Genomic DNA, 18,125 nt, shown 5'->3' on the forward strand with positions numbered 1-18,125 from the left:
TCTCCTCGACGTGTCATCGTCGTCGCCGTCTGCCTCCGCGTGTATGTTCGGCTACCGTCCGTAGTCGTTCGAGAGGGAGACCAGGCGTAATGCGCCGCAACCTCATCAGGGCCGCCCAGTTGTTCACCGCCGTGTCCGGCTGCGCCGTGATCATCGTGGGCGGGGCGGGCGTCGCCGCCGCGCGGGCGGCGGGGCCGATCCGCAACCACTCCAACTGGCAATGCCTGGACGCCGACCTCGGCACGATCGGCGGCAACGGCACGAAGGTCCAGCTGTGGAAGTGCCACACCTGGAACAACCAGAAGTGGACCTACGACGTGCGCACGCACACGATCCGTAGCGAGTACAACGGCCGCTGCCTGGACGCCGACCTCGGCACGATCGGGAGCAACGGCACGAAGGTGCAGCTGTGGGACTGCAACGGCTGGAGCAACCAGAAGTGGATCTACGACGCGATCAGCCACACCGTCTACAGCCTCTACAACGGCCGCTGCCTGGACGCCGACCTCGGCGGCATCGGTGCGAACGGCGCGAAGGCGCAGCTCTGGGACTGCAACGGATGGGCCAATCAGAAGTGGACCATCTGACCCGCTGACGGCGCCCGCGGGGTCCCGGCATGATCACCGGCCGGGAGGGTAGAGATGCGGAACGCAACGAGGAGGGACCGTGAAACGGATTCTGAAGCTCGTCGTCACGCGCTGGCTCGCCCGCACCCCGCTGGGCCTGGTCGCGCTTGGCGTCGGCTGGTTCGTGATGCGCAGGCGCCGCAAGCGGAACGCCGCCGAGCGGCCTTACGGGCCGCCGTACGAGCGGGACAGGCTCACAGCCGTTCCTGACGAGGGAACACGACCTCGCGGACGATGAGCAGCACGGCGGCGGCCAGCGGGATGCCGAGCAGGGCGCCGACGACGCCGAGCAGAGTGCCGCCGATCAGCGCGCCGACGATGGTCGCGATCGGCGGCACGTTCACCGAAGACTTGAACACCGGCGGCGAGATCAAGTAGTTCTCGATCTGCTGGTAGATCACGAAGAAGATCACGCAGGCGATGCCCGCCTGGACCGACGTGAAGAACGCCACCCCGGACGCCACCGCGGCGCCGATCACCGCGCCCACCATGGGGATGAGGTCGGTCACCGCGACGAACAGCGCGAGTGCCAGGGCGTACGGCACCTGGAGTATCGACAGGAAGATGTACGTCACCACTCCCGCGATCAGCGAGATGATGAGGTTCCCGGCGACGAAGCCGCCGATCTGCTTGATGATCTCGTCGCCGAGCAGCCGCACGCGGGTCCGCCGGGAACGCGGCACCAGGCGGTAGCCCGTCTCCTTGATGGAGTTCAGCGAGCCGAGGAAGTACAACGTCAGCACCAGCACGGTGAGCCCGCTGAACAGCGCGCTGATCACCACGCTGGCCACGCCGAGCAAGCCGCCGAACAACTGGGTCGCCAGGTCGCCGCTGCTGATGTACTGCTGGACCTTCTCCAGCACCTGGTACCGCTCGTCCACCGAGCGGATCAGCGGGGAGTTCTGCAACTGCTGCACGTACTCCGGCAGGTGCTGGATGAACGCGCTGGTCTGGTCGGTGAGCGGCGGGACGAGCGCCAGCCCGAACCCCGCGAACACCGCGATGACCGCCAGGAACACGATGGCGATGGCCAGCCGTCTCGGCACGTTCCGGTTCTGCAGCGCCTCCACGGCGGGGTTCAGCCCGACCGCGAGGAAGAGCGAGATGACGATCAGCACGATCGCGGAGCCCGCGCCGGCGATGGCCTGGACCAGCAGCCAGGCCGTCAGCACGCCGAGCGCGCCGGTCAGCCCGAACAGGAAGGGATTGTCGCGGAGCGGGCGCCCCGGCCTTCCGAAGGGCTGCTCGTCATCGCTGCGGTCCACCGCGTGGGAGGCGGCCGGCGCGTCCGCGGCCCGCTCTACGGCCCGGGGCGGGTCCTCGGCGGACGTGAAGCCGCCGGGGTGCCGTGATCCGGCGGCGGAAGCCTCCGGGCTCTCGGCCTGTTCTGAAGTGGGGGTGTCGGACACGCGCTACCGCTGCCCATCCGACAGCCCACTAATCACCACCTACGCTGGGCAAAACCTATAAAAGGGTCAGTACGCCTTGGGGGTGTCCTCGCCCTCCCGCACCCCGCTCATCGAGCCGTCGGAGTCCTCGGTGGCCCGTGCGGCGGACCACCGGCTGGCGTCGGCCGCGGAGTCCTTCATCGAGTCGGCCCACCGGCGCGTGTTGTTGCGGTACAACACGATGCCGACCGCGCACGCCGCGCAGCCCGCCAGCAGGGCGACGGTCGTCCAGCGGCTCCGCCGGCGCACCGACGGCGCCGGATCGATCCGCTCGGCGGCCGTGGCGAGGAACGCGCTCACCTTCGGCGCGATGTCCTCTTCGACCGAATGAGCGGCCCGGTCGAGCCTTGGCGCGGCCCAGACGCGGGCGTCCTCGATGCGGTGCGCCGCCGTCTCACGGGCGGTGCTCGCCATCGGGCCGATCCGCTCGGCCGTGCGCAACGCGCGGGACTTCATACCCGCCATCCGTGCCATCGGCATCGCCGACGCGACACGGCGTTTTCTCAGTGTCAGGGACACGACAACCTCCCCTATCAGTGGGGCCCCGCAGGCTCACCTTCCCGATCGGAAGCCGCTCAATCATGCGGCCCGTGGGAGGATGCCGGAGTGGCTGACCAGCCTTGGTCGGTGGAAACAGACCGTTTGCGCCCGTCATCCGGGCCGATAGAAGGGGGCCCGGCAGTGGCCGAGAACCTGATCGCGAAGCTCAAGACCACCCTGGGGGACATCAAGGTCCGCCTGCTCCCGAACCACGCGCCGAAGACCGTGCGCAACTTCGTCGAGCTCGCCGAGGGCACCCGGGAGTGGACGCACCCGGAGACCGGGGAGAAGTCCACCTCCAGCCTGTACAACGGCACGATCTTCCATCGTGTGATCGAGGGCTTCATGATCCAGGGTGGCGACCCGATCGGCCAGGGCATCGGCGGCCCCGGCTACGCCTTCGACGACGAGATCCACCCCGACCTGCAGTTCAACCGGCCGTACCTCCTGGCCATGGCGAACGCCGGCAAGAGGTTCGGCAAGGGCACCAACGGCTCGCAGTTCTTCATCACCGTCGTGCCGACCCCCCACCTCAACGGCAAGCACACGATCTTCGGCGAGGTCATCGAGGGCGCGGACATCGTGGACGCGATCTCCAAGACCCAGACCCGCCAGGAGCGCCCCGTCGTCGACATCGTCCTGGAAGACGTCGTCATCGAGCGCGTGACGTCCTGAACCACCCGGTTGACGCCGGTTCGGCGCGGCACCGCGGGCACCGTTTCGGGCCGTGGTGCCGCGCCGGGTACTCGGCACCCTCATTAGGGTGGCAGTCTGTGGATAAGCGCACAGGCGAAGGAGCCTCCACCGGCGATGACCACTCAGCCAGACCACCCGGGACCCCCGGCCCCCCGTGACGAGCCGGCCGGCGACCACGTCCCCACCTGCTACCGCCACCCCGACCGCGAGACCTACGTCCGCTGCCAGCGTTGTGACAAGCCGATCTGCCCTGACTGCATGCGGGTCGCCTCGGTCGGCCACCAGTGCGTCGAGTGCGTGCGCGAGGGCGGCAGGACGGTCCGGCGCGCCGAGGCGGCGTTCGGCGGGCGCCCCGTCACCACACCGGTCGTCACCTGGGCCCTTCTCGCGATCAACGTGCTCGCCTATCTCGCCGAGGTGGTCAACCCGGACCAGGTGCTGAGCCGCTTCGCCATGTCGGCCGACTACGTCGCCTACGGGGAGTGGTGGCGGCTGTTCACCGGGGCGTTCCTGCACGCGCCGCCGCCGTCCTTCTGGCACATCCTGTTCAACATGTGGGCGTTGTTCGCCATCGGCCCGCAGCTCGAACGGCTGCTCGGCTCGGTGCGGTTCACCGCGCTCTACCTGCTGGCCGCGCTCGGCGGCTCGGTGGCGGTCTACCTCTTCGGCAGCATCGCGGTCGGCGCCTCGGGTGCGATCTACGGCCTGTTCGGCGCGATGTTCGTGATCAGCCGCCGCATGGGCTACGACATGCGCGGCGTGCTCTGGCTGATCGGGATCAACGTCGTGCTGACCTTCGCGATCCCGGGGATCAGCTGGCAGGGCCACCTCGGCGGCCTGGTCACGGGAACGCTGGTCACCGCGCTGTTCGCCTACGCGCCGAAGCGCAACCGGACGGCGTTCCAGCTCGGTACGGTGCTCGCGGTGCTGATCGCGCTGGTGCTGACCGTGATGGTCCTGCCGCCGCTGGCGTCGCCGTTCACCGGGGCGGGGTGAGACTGCTTCCCCAGGTTGTGGATAAAACCTGTGGAAATGCCATGCTCACCGCGGCCTCCGCTGGTAATGGCGCCGGACGGCAGGACCGCCAGGCGCTAACGCCAGCGGGTGGACAGCACCACGCCGAAGATGATGAAACCGAAGCCGATCAGCAGGTTCCAGTTGCTGAGCGTCGACAGGAACGGCATCGTCGGCGCGATGTAGAACAGCGCGATCCACAGGATGCCGATGATCCACGCGGCGACCATGACCGGTGCCAGCCAGCGCGGGCTCACCTTGACCTGCTGCGACTTCTGCGGCGGCGTGTAGACCGCCTTCTTGCGGGTGTTGGACTTGGGCACGGCAGCTCTCCTGGTGGGGACCCACGGGGTGTCGCGGGCTCTGGCAGCCAGCGTAACGGCTGGTGTAAGAAGACCCGTGTAAGCCTAGTCGGCGCGGACGCCGCACGGCCATTCCGGAACGGTCAGCCTCTCCCTCCGGCGTGCGCGGGGACGTCCGGCAAAGTCTAGGTCAAGGTCCCGTCCGGCGGCACGGGCGGCCGGGAGAGGCGGCGCTAACCTGGGCCCGGTGAGGGTGGTGCTGCGGACCTTCGGTGAGCTCAGCGTCACCTGCGGCGTGGCCATGCTCCTGTTCTGCGCCTACCTGCTGTGGGGCACCGGCTCCTACACCCAGCACCACCAGCTGCTGCTGAAGCGCGAGCTGGCCGAGGACGCGCGGCAGGCCAAGGTCGCCAAGAAGCTCGCCAAGCTCGACATCGGCGACGCCGTCGGCCTGATCAGGATCCCCCGCTTCGGCAGGGACTACGAGTACGTCGTCCTCGAAGGCGTCGACCCCGGGGACCTGCGCAAGGGGCCGGGGCACTACCCGGGCACGGCGCTGCCCGGCGAGGTGGGGAACTTCGTGGTGTCCGGGCACCGCACCACCTACGCCGCGCCGTTCAACCGGCTGGACGAGCTGCACCGCGGCGACGAGATCGTCGTGGACGCCCCCGCGGGCCGGTACACCTACCAGGTGTCGCGGACCAAGGTCGTGGACCCGGCGGCCGTGGACGTGGTCGCCCCCGTGCCGGAACGCCCGGGCCGGCGCCCCGCCAAGGCGATGATCACGCTCACCACCTGCCATCCGGAGTACTCCGACCGGCAGCGGCTGATCGTCTTTGGCGTGCTGTCCGGCACCACGGGCCGGGAGGACTGAGCCGCCGCGCGGCGGCGGGAGCGAGGTCGCACATGTACGGATGGATCTGGCGGATCGTCCCCGGCGGCGTCCTGGTGAAGACGCTGACGATGCTGGCGCTCGTAATGCTGGCCGGGGTGATCCTGTGGTACCTCGTGTTCCCTATCCTGGAGCCGTACGTGACCGTCGATCGGGGGACCGTCGGAGGATGACCCGGGTGCTCGTGGTGGACAACCACGACAGCTTCGTGCACACGATCGTGCAGTACCTTCGGCAGCTCGGCGCCGAATGCGACGTCCGGCCGCGCGACGTCGTCCGCCCGCACGACGCCGACGGGTTCGACGGGGTGGTGATCAGCCCGGGACCCGGCACCCCCGAGGCCGCCGGGGTCAGCGTGCCCCTGGTCGGCCACTGCGCCGCCCACGACCTGCCGCTGCTCGGCGTCTGCCTCGGCCACCAGGCCATCGCGGTCGCCTACGGCGGCGTCGTGGCCCGCGCCCCCGAGCTCATGCACGGCAGGACCAGCCCTGTCCTCCACGACGGCCAGGGGGTCTTCGAGGGCCTGCCCTCCCCGGTGACCATGACGCGCTACCACTCGCTCGCCGTCGTGCCGGACAGCGTGCCGCCCGTGCTGGAGGTCACCGCCCGCACCGCCGGGGGCGTCGTCATGGGGCTGCGCCACCGGACGGCGAGGATCGAAGGAGTGCAGTTCCACCCCGAGTCCGTGCTGTCCGAGCACGGGCACCGGCTGCTCGGGAATTGGCTCGGGCAAACCATGTAACGTTCACCGCCGCCGTGACGACTAATGGATGAGGGTCTCCGCCGTCGCCCCCGAGCGGCGGAGACCCTCTTCGCATGAGGACCGTCAGTTGCCGAAGTCCGGCGGCGGGTCGCTGAGCGGCGGGTCTTCACTGGTGGGGTCGTCGGTCGGCTCGTCGGTCGGCACCGGGTCGGTCGGCTCGTCGGTCGGGAACTGCTCCTGCGGCGGCCCGGTGGACACCACCAGCGTGATGGTCATCCCCGAGGTCAGCTTGGCGCCGCCCTGCGGGCTCTGGCTGATGACGCTTCCCTCGGGCACGTCCGCGCTCTCCTGGCGCACGACCTTGACCTTGAAGTTCGCGGCCTCCAGCGTGGCCTTGGCGTCCCGCAGGGTCTGCCCGGTGACGTCGGGCACCTCGGTCTGCGTCTTCGGCACGTAGATCTTGACGATGGAGTTCTCGTCGACCTTCTGGCCCGCGGCCGGCTTGGACTGGAAGACCTTCTCCTGCTCGCGGTTGGACAGCGCCTGCACGACCTGGGCCTTCAGGCCGTTGGCCTCGAGGGTCTGGGTGGCCTCGTCGACGGTGAGGCCGACCAGGGTGGGCACGACCACCTGCTTGACGCCCTTGGAGACCTTGAGCGTCACGGTGTCGCCCTTGGACACCTCGGTGCCGCCCTCGGGGTCGGTTCCGATGACGGTGTCCTTCTCGACGTCCGAGCTGAACTCCTGGACCACCTGGACCTTCAGGCCGAGGCCCTCCAGGGTGGCCTTCGCGCCCTTGGCCGTCTGGCCGGCGACCATCGGGACCGCGAACTTCGCCCCGGCGTCCGGCGTGCCGGGCGAGCTGAGGAAGGCGTACCCGACGCCGATGAACGCGCCGATGACGAGCAGCGGGATGAGGATCCACGCCGCGGTCTTCAGCGCGGTGTTGCCGCTGTTCGCCCGGCGGCGCTCGTACCGGCCGCCGGTCTGGGTGGGGGCGTAGTCGTAGGGCGGCACCGCGCCGGCGTGCTGGGTGGCCGGGCCGCCGGGGGCGTTCAGCGTGCGGGTCGGCTGGGGGGAGTAGCTGTTGTTCAGGGCCATCGTCTGCGCGGCGTCGACCGGCATGCCGGACATGGCGCGCTGGATGTCGGCCCGCATCTCCTGGGCGCTCTGGTAGCGCTGCGCGGGGTCCTTGGCCATGGCCTTCAGCACGATCGCGTCCGCCCAGCGGGGGATCTCACGGTCGATCTGCGACGGCGGGATGGGGTCCTCGCGGACGTGCTGGTAGGCGATGGCCACCGGGGAGTCGCCGGTGAACGGCGGCTGCCCGGTGAGCAGCTCGTACAGCACGCAGCCGGTGGAGTAGATGTCGCTGCGGGCGTCCACGCGCTCGCCCCGGGCCTGCTCGGGCGAGAGGTACTGCGCGGTGCCGATCACCTGGGCGGTCTGGGTCATGGTGGCGGCGGAGTCGGCCATCGCGCGGGCGATGCCGAAGTCCATGACCTTGACGTCGCCGGCAAGGGTGATCATGACGTTGGCGGGTTTGATGTCGCGGTGCACGATGCCGCCGCGGTGGCTGTAGTCCAGCGCGCGCAGGATGCCGTCCACCAGCTCGACCGCGCGCTCGGGAAGCAGCCGGCGGTCCTGGCGCAGCAGGTCGCGGAGGGTACGGCCGTCGACGAACTCCATGACGATGTACGGCACGGGGGTGCCGTCGGTCATGTCCTCGCCGGTGTCGTAGACCGCGACGATCGAGGGATGGTTCAAGGACGCCGCGGACTGTGCCTCGCGGCGGAACCGGGCCTGGAAAGTGTGATCACGTGCCAGGTCCGAACGCAGCGTTTTGATCGCGACGACGCGGTCCAGCCGAATGTCCCGGGCGCGATACACCTCGGCCATGCCGCCTCGCCCGACGACCCCGTCGAGTTCGTATCGACCACCGAGTAGCCGAGGCTGAGTCATTTCCTGCACTGTCCCTTGCCGTTCATCTTGGGTACCGGCCCGCGGTGCGGCTGCCGGTGTCCATCATCGACCCCACGCCGCATTACGTCTCCCCGTTCGGGGGGATTGTGGTGCTTGAGGATGAGGTGGGGCTTGGCGTCTCACTCGGCGTGGGGGTCGGTGTGGGCGTCGGAGTAGGGGTCGGAGTGGGAGACGGAGTGGGGCTCGGCGTCCGTCGCCGGGTGGGTGTCGCCGTCCTGCTTACCGTAGCCGACCGTGACACCGTCGGCCTGACAGGCGTCACCGATTGTTGTGGACGAGATGTGACCGGGACGGCGCCCGGGGACGCCGCCGGGGAGGTCGCGCCGGTCGCCGGCGGGGCCGAGGTGCTCGGCCCGCCGTCGACCGTGAACTCGGGCAGGGCGCCCGCGGTCATCGCGCCGAAACCGACCGCCGCCGCGCAGCCCGCCGCCGCGACCAGACCGATCGCCGAGAGCCGTCGCCGCCGGTCAGGACGCTCCCGCGGGCCGGCGGGGGCCGGTCCGGCGGGGCGGCTGCCTCCCGGCGGGCGGCCGATGCGGGTGGTGCCGGACCGCTCGACGGACCCGGTCTCGTACAGGCCGCCGAACGGGTCACCCGTGCCGGAGGCGCCGGCGCCGACGGGGTGAAGGGGGCCGGAGGGGTGCGTGCCGGGACCGTTCTGGGGGTCCGCAGGGCGTCCGGGCGCGTCCCGCGGCGGCTCCGCCGGTGGCTGAGCGTCACCGGCGGGGACGCCGGACGGGCCGGTGAGCGTGCCGAGGTGCGCCTCGCTCGGCGTGGTCAGGGAGCCGCGCAGCACCATCGCGCGGTCGGCGGCCTCCTGCGCGGTGCGCGGCCGGTGGTCCGGGCTCTTGGCCAGCATGGCGACGACGAGGTCGCGCACCGGCTTCGGCACGGCGGCGGGCAGCGGCGGCACCTGCTCGTTCAGGTGGAGCAGGGCGATCGCCACCTGGTTGCCCGCGCTGAACGGCGGCCGGCCGGTCAGGCACTCGTAGGCGACCACGCCGAGGGAGTACACGTCGGTGGACGGGGTGAGGGTGCTGCCCGACGCCTGCTCGGGGCTGACGTACTGGGCGGTGCCGAGCACGGTGCCGGTCATGGTCATGCGGGCGGCCTCCAGCGCCCGCGCGATGCCGAAGTCGGTGATCTTGACGACACCGGTGTCGGTGATCAGGATGTTGCCCGGCTTGATGTCGCGGTGGATGACCCCGGCGCGGTGCGCGGCGTACAGCGCGCGGGCGGTCTGGCCGAGCACGTCCAGGGTGACCTCGGGGCTCAGCGTGCCGTTGCGGGCCAGGATGGCCGACAGCGGCTCCCCGGAGACCAGCTCCATCACGAGATAGGCGATCTCGTCCTGCTCGCCGTAGTCGAAGACCTGGGCGATGCCCGGGTCGGCGAGGCCCGCGGTGATCCGGGCCTCGACCCGGAAGCGCTCGCGGAACTCGGGGTGCGCGGCGACGTGCTGGCGCAGCAGCTTCACCGCGACCTCGCGGCCGAGCAGTTGGTCCACGGCGCGCCAGACCTCGCCCATGCCGCCGGTCGCGATGCGCCCGGTCAGCCGGTAGCGATCGCTCAGCACCCGGTTGGCGAAGGTCACCGGTCGAGCACCGCCTGCATGACGTCCCTGGCGATCGGCGCGGCCACCGCGCCGCCGGTCGCGTCGTTGCCGGCGCTGCCGGACTCGACGAACACCGCGACCGCGACCTTGGGGTCCTCTGCCGGGGCGAACGAGATGAACCAGGCGTGCGAGGGGGCGCCGGGGGAGGTCTCGGCGGTGCCGGTCTTGCCGGCCACGGTGACGTTCGGGATCTGCGCCGTGGTGCCCGTGCCGTTCTGCACAACGCCGATCATCATCTGGCGCAGCTCGCCCGCGACCTCGGGGCTGATCGCCTCGTCCATCTCCTGGGGCCGGGCGCCGTCGATCTCGTCGCCGTCCGGGCTGACGATCTTGTTGATGAGGTAGGGCTTCATGACCTTGCCCTCGTTGGCGATGCCCGCGGCGATCATCGCCATCTGCAGGGGGGTCATCTGGTTGCTCTGCTGGCCGATGGCGGTCTTGGCCAGCGCGGCCTTGCCCTCGTCTTTGCCGATGTCGCTGCGCGCGACGCTCAGCGGGATGCTCAGCTCCTGCCCGACGCCGAACTTCGCGGACTGCTCGCTCAGCTTGTCGTAGCCCATCTCCAGCGCCATCGAGGCGAACGCCGTGTTGCACGAGATGGTCAGCGCGTCCAGCAGCGACGCCCGCCCGCCGCACGACTCGCCGTGGTAGTTGCGCAGGCCGATGGTGGTGCCGGGCAGCGGCAGGATGTCCGGCGCGTCCACCGTGGTGTTCACGTCCCGCGAGTCGTCCTCGCTGAGGTACGCGGCGGAGGTGACCACCTTGAAGGTGGAGCCGGGGGCGTACGTCTTGGCGATCGCGCGGTTGATCAGCGGCTCGTTCTCGTTCTTGTCGAGCTTGTTGTACGCCTGCGCCGCCTTCGCCTTGTCCGGCACCGCCATGGTGTTGGGGTCGAAGCTCGGCACCGACACCATGGTGAGGACCGCGCCGGTCTTCGGGTCCAGCGCCACGACCGCGCCGCGCTTTCCGCTCGACTTCAGGTCGCGGTACGCGGCCTCCTGGGCCTTCGGCACCAGCGTCAGGTCGACGGCCGCGCCCCGGGACGGCTTGTTGGTGATGAGGTCGACGGTCCGGCGGACGAAGAGGTCCGGGTGGGTGCCGTCGAGGTATTTGTTGGCCGCGCTCTCGATGCCGCGCTCGCTCTCGGGCGCGAAGAACCCGAGGACCGGCGCGTACACCGGGCCGTCGGTGTACTTGCGCTGGAAGCGGAAGGTGCCGCCGACGTCCACCGACTTGGCGAGCGTCTCGCCGCCCGCGGTGATCATGCCGCGCTCGTTCTGGTAACGGGCGTAGAAGCTGCGCGCGTTGCGGTTGTCCTTGCGCAGGCCGTCGGCCTTGACCGCCTGCAGGTAGTTGATGTTGATCATCAGCAGACCGAACATCAGCAGGCAGGCCACGGCCATGCGCTTGACGGTGCCGTTCATCGCTGGAACACCTGGGTGAGCCCCTCGTCCTGGATCGCCTGCGGCGGCGGGCGGCGGGAGGCGTCCGACATGCGGACCAGCAACGCGATGATGATCCAGTTCGCCAGCAGCGCCGAGCCGCCCTGTGACATGAACGGCGTGACCAGGCCGGTCAGGGGGATGAGGTTGGTCACCCCGCCGACGATGATGAAGACCTGCCACGCCAGGGTGAACGACAGCCCGCCCGCGAGGAGCTTGCTGAAGGGGTCGCGCGCGGCCACGGAGGTGCGCAGGCCGCGCTCGACGATGAGGGCGTACACCATGAGCAGGGCCATCAGGCCGGTGAGCCCCAGCTCCTCGCCGGTGGCGGCGAAGATGAAGTCGGAGAACGACAGCGGGATGAGGTCGGGGTGGCCCTGCCCGAGACCGGTGCCGAGGATGCCGCCCGAACCCATGCCGAACAGCCCCTGCATCAACTGGTAGCTGCCGCCGAACTCGCGGTCGTACAGCGCCTGGTCGCCGGGGTTGAGGAAGACGTCGAAGCGGGCGCCCACGTGGCTGAACAGCTGCCCGGCGACGAAGGCGCCGCCGAGGAACAGCACCAGGCCGATCAGCACCCAGGAGGTGCGCTGCGTCGCGATGTACAGCATCGCGATGAAGGCGCCGAACAGCAGCAGGGAGGTGCCGAGGTCCTTCTCCAGGACCAGCACGCCGACGCTGACCACCCAGGTGATCAGCACGGGGCCGAGGTCGCGGGCGCGGGGCAGGTCGATGAAGAGCAGGCGGCGCCCGGCGAGGGCCAGCACGTCCCGCTTGGCCACGAGGTACCCGGCGAAGAACACGACCAGCGCCAGCTTGGCGAACTCACCCGGCTGGATGGTGAACCCGCCGATGCCGATCCAGATACGGGCGCCGTTGATCTCTTTGCCCAGAAGGGGCACCAGGGGGAGGACCAGCAGCCCGAGGCCGACGAAACCGGCGGTGTACGTCATGCGCTGCAGCGCGCGGTGGTCGCGCAGCACGATCAGCGTGACGGAGAACATGACCACGCCGAGCGCGGTCCAGAAGAGCTGGTTGCCGGCGGAGGCGAGGTTCGAGTCGAGCTCGATGCGGTAGATCATGACCAGGCCGAGGCCGTTGACCAGCGTCACCAGCGGGAGGATCAGGGGGTCGGCCCAGGGGGCGAACTTGGCCAGCACGAAGTAGGCGGCCAGCATCAGCCCGCCGAGACCGAGGCCGTACACGAGCATGCCCGCGGGCACCTGGTCGTCGTGACCCAGCCCGACGCTGGCGTAGGCGACCATGACGATCGCGACGGCGAAGGCGAGCATGACGAGCTGCGCCCCCCGCCGTTTCGCGGTCATGGGGACGGCCGCGACGTCGACGGCACTCACCCTAGGAGGACCTCGAGGCGCTGGGGGTGGCCGTGGGCTGGGACGGCTTGTCGGCACCGCCCGACTTGGCCTTCAGGTCGTTGATCTTGATCTGTCCTGCCTGGAGATCGGGGACGGGGATGCCGCGCCGTACCTGCTCACGCTCGGGCTCGGGGATGGAGGACACCAACAGGCCCGTGCTCTGCGCGACGGAGTTCAGTTGGATCGGTCCGAGGCTTGTGTCCACCCCTCGGAACAACACTAGCTCGTCGCCCTGGACGCCGACGTAGTACTGATCTTGGGTCCACTGGTAGCCGTAGTACCCCCCACCCCCCACGACCACCACCATCAGCACGATCGCGGTCACCGCGATCGGCCACAGGCGGCGGCGCCTGACACGCCGCGGGGCGGCCACGGCGCTTGCCGCCGGGCCGCCCACGGGTTCGTCACCGGTGTCCATGTCCACGATCACCGGCTGTGGAGCGGTGATCGTGGACGCCCGGCCCGCCGGGGTGTCGGGAGGCTGTGATCGCAGGCGGTTGGATCCGGCGGCGCCCACCACGGCGGCGTCACCCGCCACGACCTGTCCCTCCTCGATCTCCACGACGTCGGCGACGATGCAGGTGATGTTGTCGGGGCCCCCGCCCCGGTTGGCCAGATCGATGAGCTGCCTGACCACCGACTCGGGCTCGTCCACCGTGGTCAGCGTGTGGTGGAGCGTCTCCGCGCTCACCACGCTGGACAGCCCGTCGGAACACAGCAGGTACCGGTCGTTGATCTGCGCCTCGCGCAGCGAGAGGTCGGGATCGACCTCGCCGCTGCCGTCGAGCGCGCGCAACAGGATCGAACGCTGGGGGTGGCTCGCGGCCTCCTCCTGCGTGATCCTCCCGTCGTCGACCAGCGATTGGACCAGCGTGTGGTCATGGGTGATCTGGTAGAGCTCGCCGTTGCGAAGGAGATAGGCGCGGGAGTCTCCGACGTGGACCAGGGCGACGCGGGTACCCGACCACAGCATGGCCGTGAGGGTCGTCCCCATCCCCTTGAGGCTGGGGTCGCGTCCCACCATCTCGTGCAGTTTGCGATTGGCATCGCGCACCGCTGCCTCGATGGCGCTGAGCAGGTCCCCCCCGGAGGCGTCCCGATCGAGGGACGACATGGCGGTGATGGCGACCGAACTGGCCACCTCACCGTGAGCGTGCCCACCCATACCGTCTGCGACGGCGAGCAGGCGCGGGCTCGCGTACGCCGAGTCCTCGTTCCCTTCGCGGAGGAGGCCGACGTCCGAGCGGGCGGCGTAGCGGAGTGCGATTGTCATTTGCGCAATTCGATGACGGTTTTGCCGATGCGGATCGGAACGCCGAGGTGCACCGGCATCGGGCGGGTGACTTTGGAGCGGTCGAGATAAGTGCCGTTGGTCGAGCCGAGATCTTCCACGATCCACTGACCGTCTTGCGGGAACAGCCGGGCGTGCCGGCTCGAAGCGTAATCGTCGCTGAGTACCAGCGTGGCGTCATTCGCCCGACCGATAGTGATTGGCGTCTCCGTGAGGTTGATGATGGTTCCTTGGAGGGGACCACCGGTAACGACCAGTTGGCGCGGCTCCCCCTTCTTCGGCTTGGCTGGCTGACGTGCGGGTTTGGTCGGCTTGCGCGCCGCCACCGTGGCGGCCTGCCGTGATCCGAACAAGTCTGTCCTGATCACGCCGACCGCGGCAATGACAAAGAACCACAGCACCGCGAGGAACGCGAGCCGGATCAGCAGCAGCGTGAGCTCGGACATGGACCGTTTGTCTACCCTTAATCGCGCCGGAACACCAGAGTCGTGCGACCCAGGGTGACACGTGTGCCGTCCTGGAGCTCGATGCGGCGAACCGGCTGGCCGTTGACGAAAGTGCCGTTCGTGGAACCGAGATCGACGAGGGAGACGTTGCTGCCCTCGACTCTGAGCTCGGCGTGGTGCCTTGAGACGCCGGGGTCGACCAGCCGCAGATCGCAGTCGGTGCCCCGCCCGAGGAGCGTGACGGGCGTGGTCAGCTCGTAGGACCGCTGACCCTGCGGGTCGTCCTGGGTGGACACCAGCAGTCGCGGCCGCCCGCCGAACGCGCTCGGCCTCCCCGGAGGGAGATCGCTCACGGGCTGGCGGATCTCGTCCTGCTCCACGGTCGCGCCCCGGATGACTCCGGAGCGTATGCGGAAAAGCCCGACCGCGAGGTCGTCGGCGGTCTCGAAGCGAACCCGGACAGGTCCCACGAACGAGTACCCCTGTTCCTTGGCGTACTCCCTGGCGAGGTTGGCGAGCTCGTGACTGATGCTGTCGGCGTACACCTCCAGCCGCTCGCTGTCGGTCGGTGACAACTCCACCACGAAGTCGTTGGGCACGAGGGTGCGGCCCTGTGCGACGATCGCGGCTCGTTCGTCCATCTCCCGCTGCACCGCGCTGGCGACCTCGACCGGCTGAAGGTCAGACTTGAACGCCCGCGCAAAGGCCCCCTCAACCAAGCCTTCGAGCCGACGCTCGAAGCGCTGAAGGACTCCCACCGGGTACCTCCCTTCCTCCATCGTCTAGGAGGATCGTATCCGGGTTCGGTGGCATGCACGGATCCGTGCTAGCCTTTCCACGCACTCAAAAAGGGGCGAGTGGCGGAATGGCAGACGCGCACGGTTCAGGTCCGTGTGTCCGAAAGGATGTGAGGGTTCAAATCCCTCCTCGCCCACACGGTCACCCGGCGAGCCGAGCGGATCCCGCTCCTTCCGCCGCCGGAATTCGGGCCTTCCAGAAGATCCCCTCCCTCCGCCTTCGGCGCGCTTCGCTCGTGCCGAATGTCTAGTGGGCCAGGCTTTCAACTCGCTTACCGATCGCTTGCACGCGCGTGCCCGCGCGGGCGCGAGGCCCGCGCGGGGTTCCGCGTGCTCATCCGGAGCGGGCCTCCACCGGGGGCGTCCGGGTGTCGAGCAGCTCGCCGATCAGGTCGCTGAGGCTCACCAGACCCACCACCCGGTCCCGCGTATCCGTGACGAGACCGAGATGTGCGCGGGCGTCCTGGAGCCGTGCCACGGCCTCGGGGATCGTGGTCGACGCCCCGAGGCGCGGCGCCGGGCTCATCAGCTCCTCCGACGTCCTGCCGGGCTCGACGAGGGCGCTGCGGACGTGCAGCACGCCCCGGACGTCCTCCGGCGTGCCGCCGTTGACCACCAGGCGCAGGTGGCCGCTGCGCGCGGCCGCGTCGGTGATCTCGGCGGAGGACGCGCCCGCGGGCACCGCGGCGGCGCGGGCGATCGGCACCATCAGGCGCTCGACGGGCAGGGACTGCACCCGCAGCGCCCGGGTGAGCAGGTCGTGCTCGTGCCGGTCCAGCAGGCCCATCCGGGCCGACTCCCCGACCAGCATGGCGAGCTGGGGCGGGGTCCTGGTGGTCTCCAGCTCGTTCCTGGCGTGCACGCCGAACAGCCTCAGCAGGCCGTTGGTGATGCCGTTGAGGCCGGCCAGCAGCGGCCGGACGATCCAGGTGAAGCCGCGGAACGGCAGCGCCAGCCCCATCGCGGCCCGCTCGGGGTGGGTCAGCGCCCACGACTTCGGCGCCATCTCCCCGATGACCATGTGCAGGAACGTGATGACGGCCAGCGCGATCACGTAGGCCACGGCGAGCCGCACGGACTCGTGCAGGCCGACCCAGCCGAAGACCGGCTCGAGCAGGTGCTCGATGGCCGGCTCGGTGACCATGGCGAGGCCGAGGGAGCACAGCGTGATGCCGAGCTGGGCCCCGGCGAGCATGAGGGACAGCTCGCGCGCGTTGCGCAGGGCCGCGCGCCCGGCGGTGCGGGCGATCGGCCCGCTCCCGGCGGAGGCCTCCTCCAGGCGGTGCCGCCTGGCGGACACCACGGCGAACTCGGCGGCGACGAACAGCCCGTTGCCGATCAGCAGCACGATGCCCAGCAGCAGGGCGGTCAGCGTGTTCACCGTGCCTCACCCCCGGTCCACGCGGGGTCGGCGACCCGGGGCGACAGCCGCACCCGGGCGGGCACCCGGCGCTGCACCTCGAGGACGGTGATCACGACGTCGGAGTCCTCCGGGCCGTGCGCCTCCAGCAGGTGGGTGTCCGGCACCAGCGGCACGGCGATCTCGTCGCCAGGCTCGGCCAGCCGGCCGAGCCGCGCCATGATCAGACCCGCCACGGTGTCGTAGTCCTCGCTCTCGGGCAGCTGCAGTCCGGTCGCCCGCTCGACCTCGTCCAGGCGCAGCGTGCCGGGCACGTCCCAGGTGCCGTCGCCGTGCTCCACCGCCGCGGCGGCGTCGGGGTCGTTCTCGTCCATCAGCTCGCCGACCAGCTCCTCGGCGAGGTCCTCCATGGTCACCACGCCCGCCAGGCCGCCGTACTCGTCGATGACGCACGCCAGCGCGCCCTCGGCCGCGCGCATGCGCTCGCGCAGCTCCGGCAGCGGCAGCGTGGCGGGCACCAGCAGCGGCGCCGTGCCGATGCGCTCGATGGGCACGTCGTGGGAGGGGGCGCGGACCCAGTCGCGCAGCCCGGTCACCCCGACGACGTCGCCGTCAGGGCCGAGGACCGGGTACTGCGAGTGCCCGGCCGTGCGGACCGCCATCAGCAGGTCGGACGCGGGGCGCCCGGCGCGCAGGGAGACCACGCGGGGGCGCGGCACCATGACGTCCTCCGCCGTGCGGTCGCCGAACTCCAGGGCACGCTCCAGCAGGTCGGACAGGCGCTGCGACAGGGCGCCCGAGGCCTCGGACTCGGCGATGATCCGGGACAGCTCCTCGGGGGTGGCGCCGTGCTCGATCTCCTCGACCGGCTCGACGCCGACCAGGCGCAGCAGCCGGGTGGCCGCCGCGTCGAACAGGCGGATCACCGGACCGGCGACCGCCAGGTAGACCAGGGTGGAGCGGGACAGCCACTTGGCCAGCGCCTCGGGCCTGGCGATGCCGAGGTTCTTCGGCGCCAGCTCGCCGAGGACCATCTGGACGATCGTGGCGGCGACCAGGCCGAGCGCCACCGACAGGCCGCGGATCGCGCCCTCGGGCACCCCGGCGGCCGACAGGGCCGGGCTGATCAGCGGGGTGAGGGCGGGCTCGGTGACGAAGCCGACGAGCAGCGTGGAGACGGTGATGCCGAGCTGCGCGCCGGAGAGCATGAAGGAAAGGCGGCCGGTGACGCGCAACGCCCGCTCCGCGGCGGCGTCCCCGGCCGCGGCCTGTTCTTTGAGCGTTGAGCGGTCGACGGCGACGTACGCGAACTCCTGGGCGACGAAGTATCCGGTCGCGAGAGTGAGGAGTAACACGGCCGGCAGGCCGAGAATGCTGTTCACCGGTCTGCCGCTCCCGGTTGAATCGAACCCGTGCCTATGCACGGGCGGGTACTCCACGGGTCCGGAGCGGACACGACAGTCCTTTCACTAGAGGTCGTCGTCAACGGTAACGGTCAAGGGGTGCGCAAATGTTTCCCGGGGGCGCAATGTTGGTGACTTAGTGTGACTCTGCGTACTTTTACATGAGAAAACTGTGGTGACGGAGCCCCGCG

Annotated in this window: 19 protein-coding genes and 1 tRNA gene; 8 read left to right on the forward strand and 12 right to left on the reverse strand. The window is 70.1% G+C overall.

What is annotated here, in order from left to right; all coding sequences use genetic code 11:
• The first annotated feature begins 89 nt into the window (after positions 1-89).
• Both ACFP1K_RS19035 and ACFP1K_RS19040 read left to right on the forward strand, forming a co-directional pair.
• Positions 90-587: an RICIN domain-containing protein gene (locus ACFP1K_RS19035; protein ID WP_380754973.1), complete on the forward strand. Its 498-nt coding sequence runs from the start codon at positions 90-92 to the stop codon at positions 585-587.
• A gap of 79 nt (positions 588-666) precedes the next feature.
• Complete coding sequence (locus ACFP1K_RS19040) at positions 667-864, forward strand: DUF6203 family protein (RefSeq protein ID WP_380754976.1); 198 nt, start codon at positions 667-669, stop codon at positions 862-864.
• Here the strand turns inward: ACFP1K_RS19040 and ACFP1K_RS19045 are convergent.
• Positions 821-2,035, reverse strand: a complete 1,215-nt coding sequence (locus tag ACFP1K_RS19045; RefSeq protein WP_380754979.1) for an AI-2E family transporter — start codon at positions 2,033-2,035, stop codon at positions 821-823. The genes ACFP1K_RS19040 and ACFP1K_RS19045 overlap by 44 nt on opposite strands.
• Positions 2,036-2,101: 66 nt before the next feature.
• Positions 2,102-2,593, reverse strand: coding sequence for a hypothetical protein (locus ACFP1K_RS19050; RefSeq protein WP_380754982.1), 492 nt, complete (start codon positions 2,591-2,593; stop codon positions 2,102-2,104).
• A gap of 162 nt (positions 2,594-2,755) precedes the next feature.
• Here ACFP1K_RS19050 and ACFP1K_RS19055 point away from each other — a divergent pair, with 162 nt between their 5' ends.
• Positions 2,756-3,289 (forward strand): peptidylprolyl isomerase, encoded by a 534-nt coding sequence (locus tag ACFP1K_RS19055; protein WP_380754985.1) that lies wholly within the window; start codon positions 2,756-2,758, stop codon positions 3,287-3,289.
• 135 nt (positions 3,290-3,424) lie between these two features.
• Positions 3,425-4,306 carry a rhomboid family intramembrane serine protease gene (locus ACFP1K_RS19060; protein ID WP_380754988.1) on the forward strand — a complete coding sequence of 294 codons (882 nt, stop codon included), beginning with the start codon at positions 3,425-3,427 and terminating at the stop codon, positions 4,304-4,306.
• Between the two features lie 95 nt (positions 4,307-4,401).
• Here ACFP1K_RS19060 and ACFP1K_RS19065 read toward each other — a convergent pair whose 3' ends face one another.
• On the reverse strand, positions 4,402-4,647 hold the full coding sequence (locus ACFP1K_RS19065) for a cell division protein CrgA (RefSeq protein ID WP_380754991.1): 246 nt from the start codon (positions 4,645-4,647) through the stop codon (positions 4,402-4,404).
• A 226-nt stretch (positions 4,648-4,873) separates the two neighbouring features.
• Between ACFP1K_RS19065 and ACFP1K_RS19070 the strand changes: the two genes are divergently transcribed.
• From ACFP1K_RS19070 to ACFP1K_RS19080, 3 genes are read left to right on the forward strand one after another with little or no spacing between them, the layout of a single operon-like run.
• Positions 4,874-5,500 carry a class E sortase gene (locus tag ACFP1K_RS19070; RefSeq protein ID WP_380754994.1) on the forward strand — a complete coding sequence of 209 codons (627 nt, stop codon included), beginning with the start codon at positions 4,874-4,876 and terminating at the stop codon, positions 5,498-5,500.
• A gap of 32 nt (positions 5,501-5,532) precedes the next feature.
• Positions 5,533-5,691, forward strand: coding sequence for a hypothetical protein (locus ACFP1K_RS19075; RefSeq protein WP_380754997.1), 159 nt, complete (start codon positions 5,533-5,535; stop codon positions 5,689-5,691).
• A complete protein-coding gene (locus ACFP1K_RS19080) occupies positions 5,688-6,260 on the forward strand; it encodes an anthranilate synthase component II (protein WP_380755001.1) in 573 nt (190 codons plus the stop codon). The genes ACFP1K_RS19075 and ACFP1K_RS19080 overlap by 4 nt, the downstream gene beginning before the upstream one ends.
• An 84-nt stretch (positions 6,261-6,344) precedes the next feature.
• Here the strand turns inward: ACFP1K_RS19080 and pknB are convergent, their stop codons facing one another.
• The 7 genes from pknB to ACFP1K_RS19115 form a co-directional block, all read right to left on the reverse strand.
• Positions 6,345-8,183 (reverse strand): Stk1 family PASTA domain-containing Ser/Thr kinase, encoded by a 1,839-nt coding sequence (gene pknB / locus ACFP1K_RS19085; protein WP_380755003.1) that lies wholly within the window; start codon positions 8,181-8,183, stop codon positions 6,345-6,347.
• 82 nt (positions 8,184-8,265) lie between these two features.
• A complete protein-coding gene (locus ACFP1K_RS19090) occupies positions 8,266-9,798 on the reverse strand; it encodes a serine/threonine-protein kinase (RefSeq protein ID WP_380755006.1) in 1,533 nt (510 codons plus the stop codon).
• Positions 9,795-11,243: a peptidoglycan D,D-transpeptidase FtsI family protein gene (locus tag ACFP1K_RS19095; protein WP_380755009.1), complete on the reverse strand. Its 1,449-nt coding sequence runs from the start codon at positions 11,241-11,243 to the stop codon at positions 9,795-9,797. The genes ACFP1K_RS19090 and ACFP1K_RS19095 overlap by 4 nt, the downstream gene beginning before the upstream one ends.
• Entirely contained in the window at positions 11,240-12,586 is a 1,347-nt protein-coding gene (locus tag ACFP1K_RS19100) for an FtsW/RodA/SpoVE family cell cycle protein (protein WP_380755090.1), read from the reverse strand. Before ACFP1K_RS19100 ends, ACFP1K_RS19095 begins: the two co-directional genes overlap by 4 nt.
• A 31-nt stretch (positions 12,587-12,617) precedes the next feature.
• Positions 12,618-13,910, reverse strand: a complete 1,293-nt coding sequence (locus ACFP1K_RS19105) for a Stp1/IreP family PP2C-type Ser/Thr phosphatase (RefSeq protein ID WP_380755012.1) — start codon at positions 13,908-13,910, stop codon at positions 12,618-12,620.
• Positions 13,907-14,374 (reverse strand): FHA domain-containing protein FhaB/FipA, encoded by a 468-nt coding sequence (locus ACFP1K_RS19110; protein WP_380755015.1) that lies wholly within the window; start codon positions 14,372-14,374, stop codon positions 13,907-13,909. Before ACFP1K_RS19110 ends, ACFP1K_RS19105 begins: the two co-directional genes overlap by 4 nt.
• 17 nt (positions 14,375-14,391) lie before the next feature.
• Entirely contained in the window at positions 14,392-15,132 is a 741-nt protein-coding gene (locus ACFP1K_RS19115; RefSeq protein WP_380755018.1) for an FhaA domain-containing protein, read from the reverse strand.
• Between the two features lie 93 nt (positions 15,133-15,225).
• Between ACFP1K_RS19115 and ACFP1K_RS19120 the strand changes: the two genes are divergently transcribed.
• Positions 15,226-15,308: transfer RNA gene (locus tag ACFP1K_RS19120), tRNA-Leu, on the forward strand.
• Positions 15,309-15,505: 197 nt separating this feature from the next.
• Here the strand turns inward: ACFP1K_RS19120 and ACFP1K_RS19125 are convergent.
• Together ACFP1K_RS19125 and ACFP1K_RS19130 are read right to left on the reverse strand one after the other, a co-directional pair.
• Positions 15,506-16,552: a hemolysin family protein gene (locus ACFP1K_RS19125; protein WP_380755021.1), complete on the reverse strand. Its 1,047-nt coding sequence runs from the start codon at positions 16,550-16,552 to the stop codon at positions 15,506-15,508.
• Positions 16,549-17,913 carry a hemolysin family protein gene (locus tag ACFP1K_RS19130; protein ID WP_380755025.1) on the reverse strand — a complete coding sequence of 455 codons (1,365 nt, stop codon included), beginning with the start codon at positions 17,911-17,913 and terminating at the stop codon, positions 16,549-16,551. The genes ACFP1K_RS19125 and ACFP1K_RS19130 overlap by 4 nt, the downstream gene beginning before the upstream one ends.
• Positions 17,914-18,125: the final 212 nt, after the last annotated feature.

It is taken from the genome of Sphaerisporangium aureirubrum (genome assembly GCF_042658925.1).
GTDB classification, from domain to species: Bacteria; Actinomycetota; Actinomycetes; order Streptosporangiales; family Streptosporangiaceae; genus Sphaerisporangium; species Sphaerisporangium aureirubrum.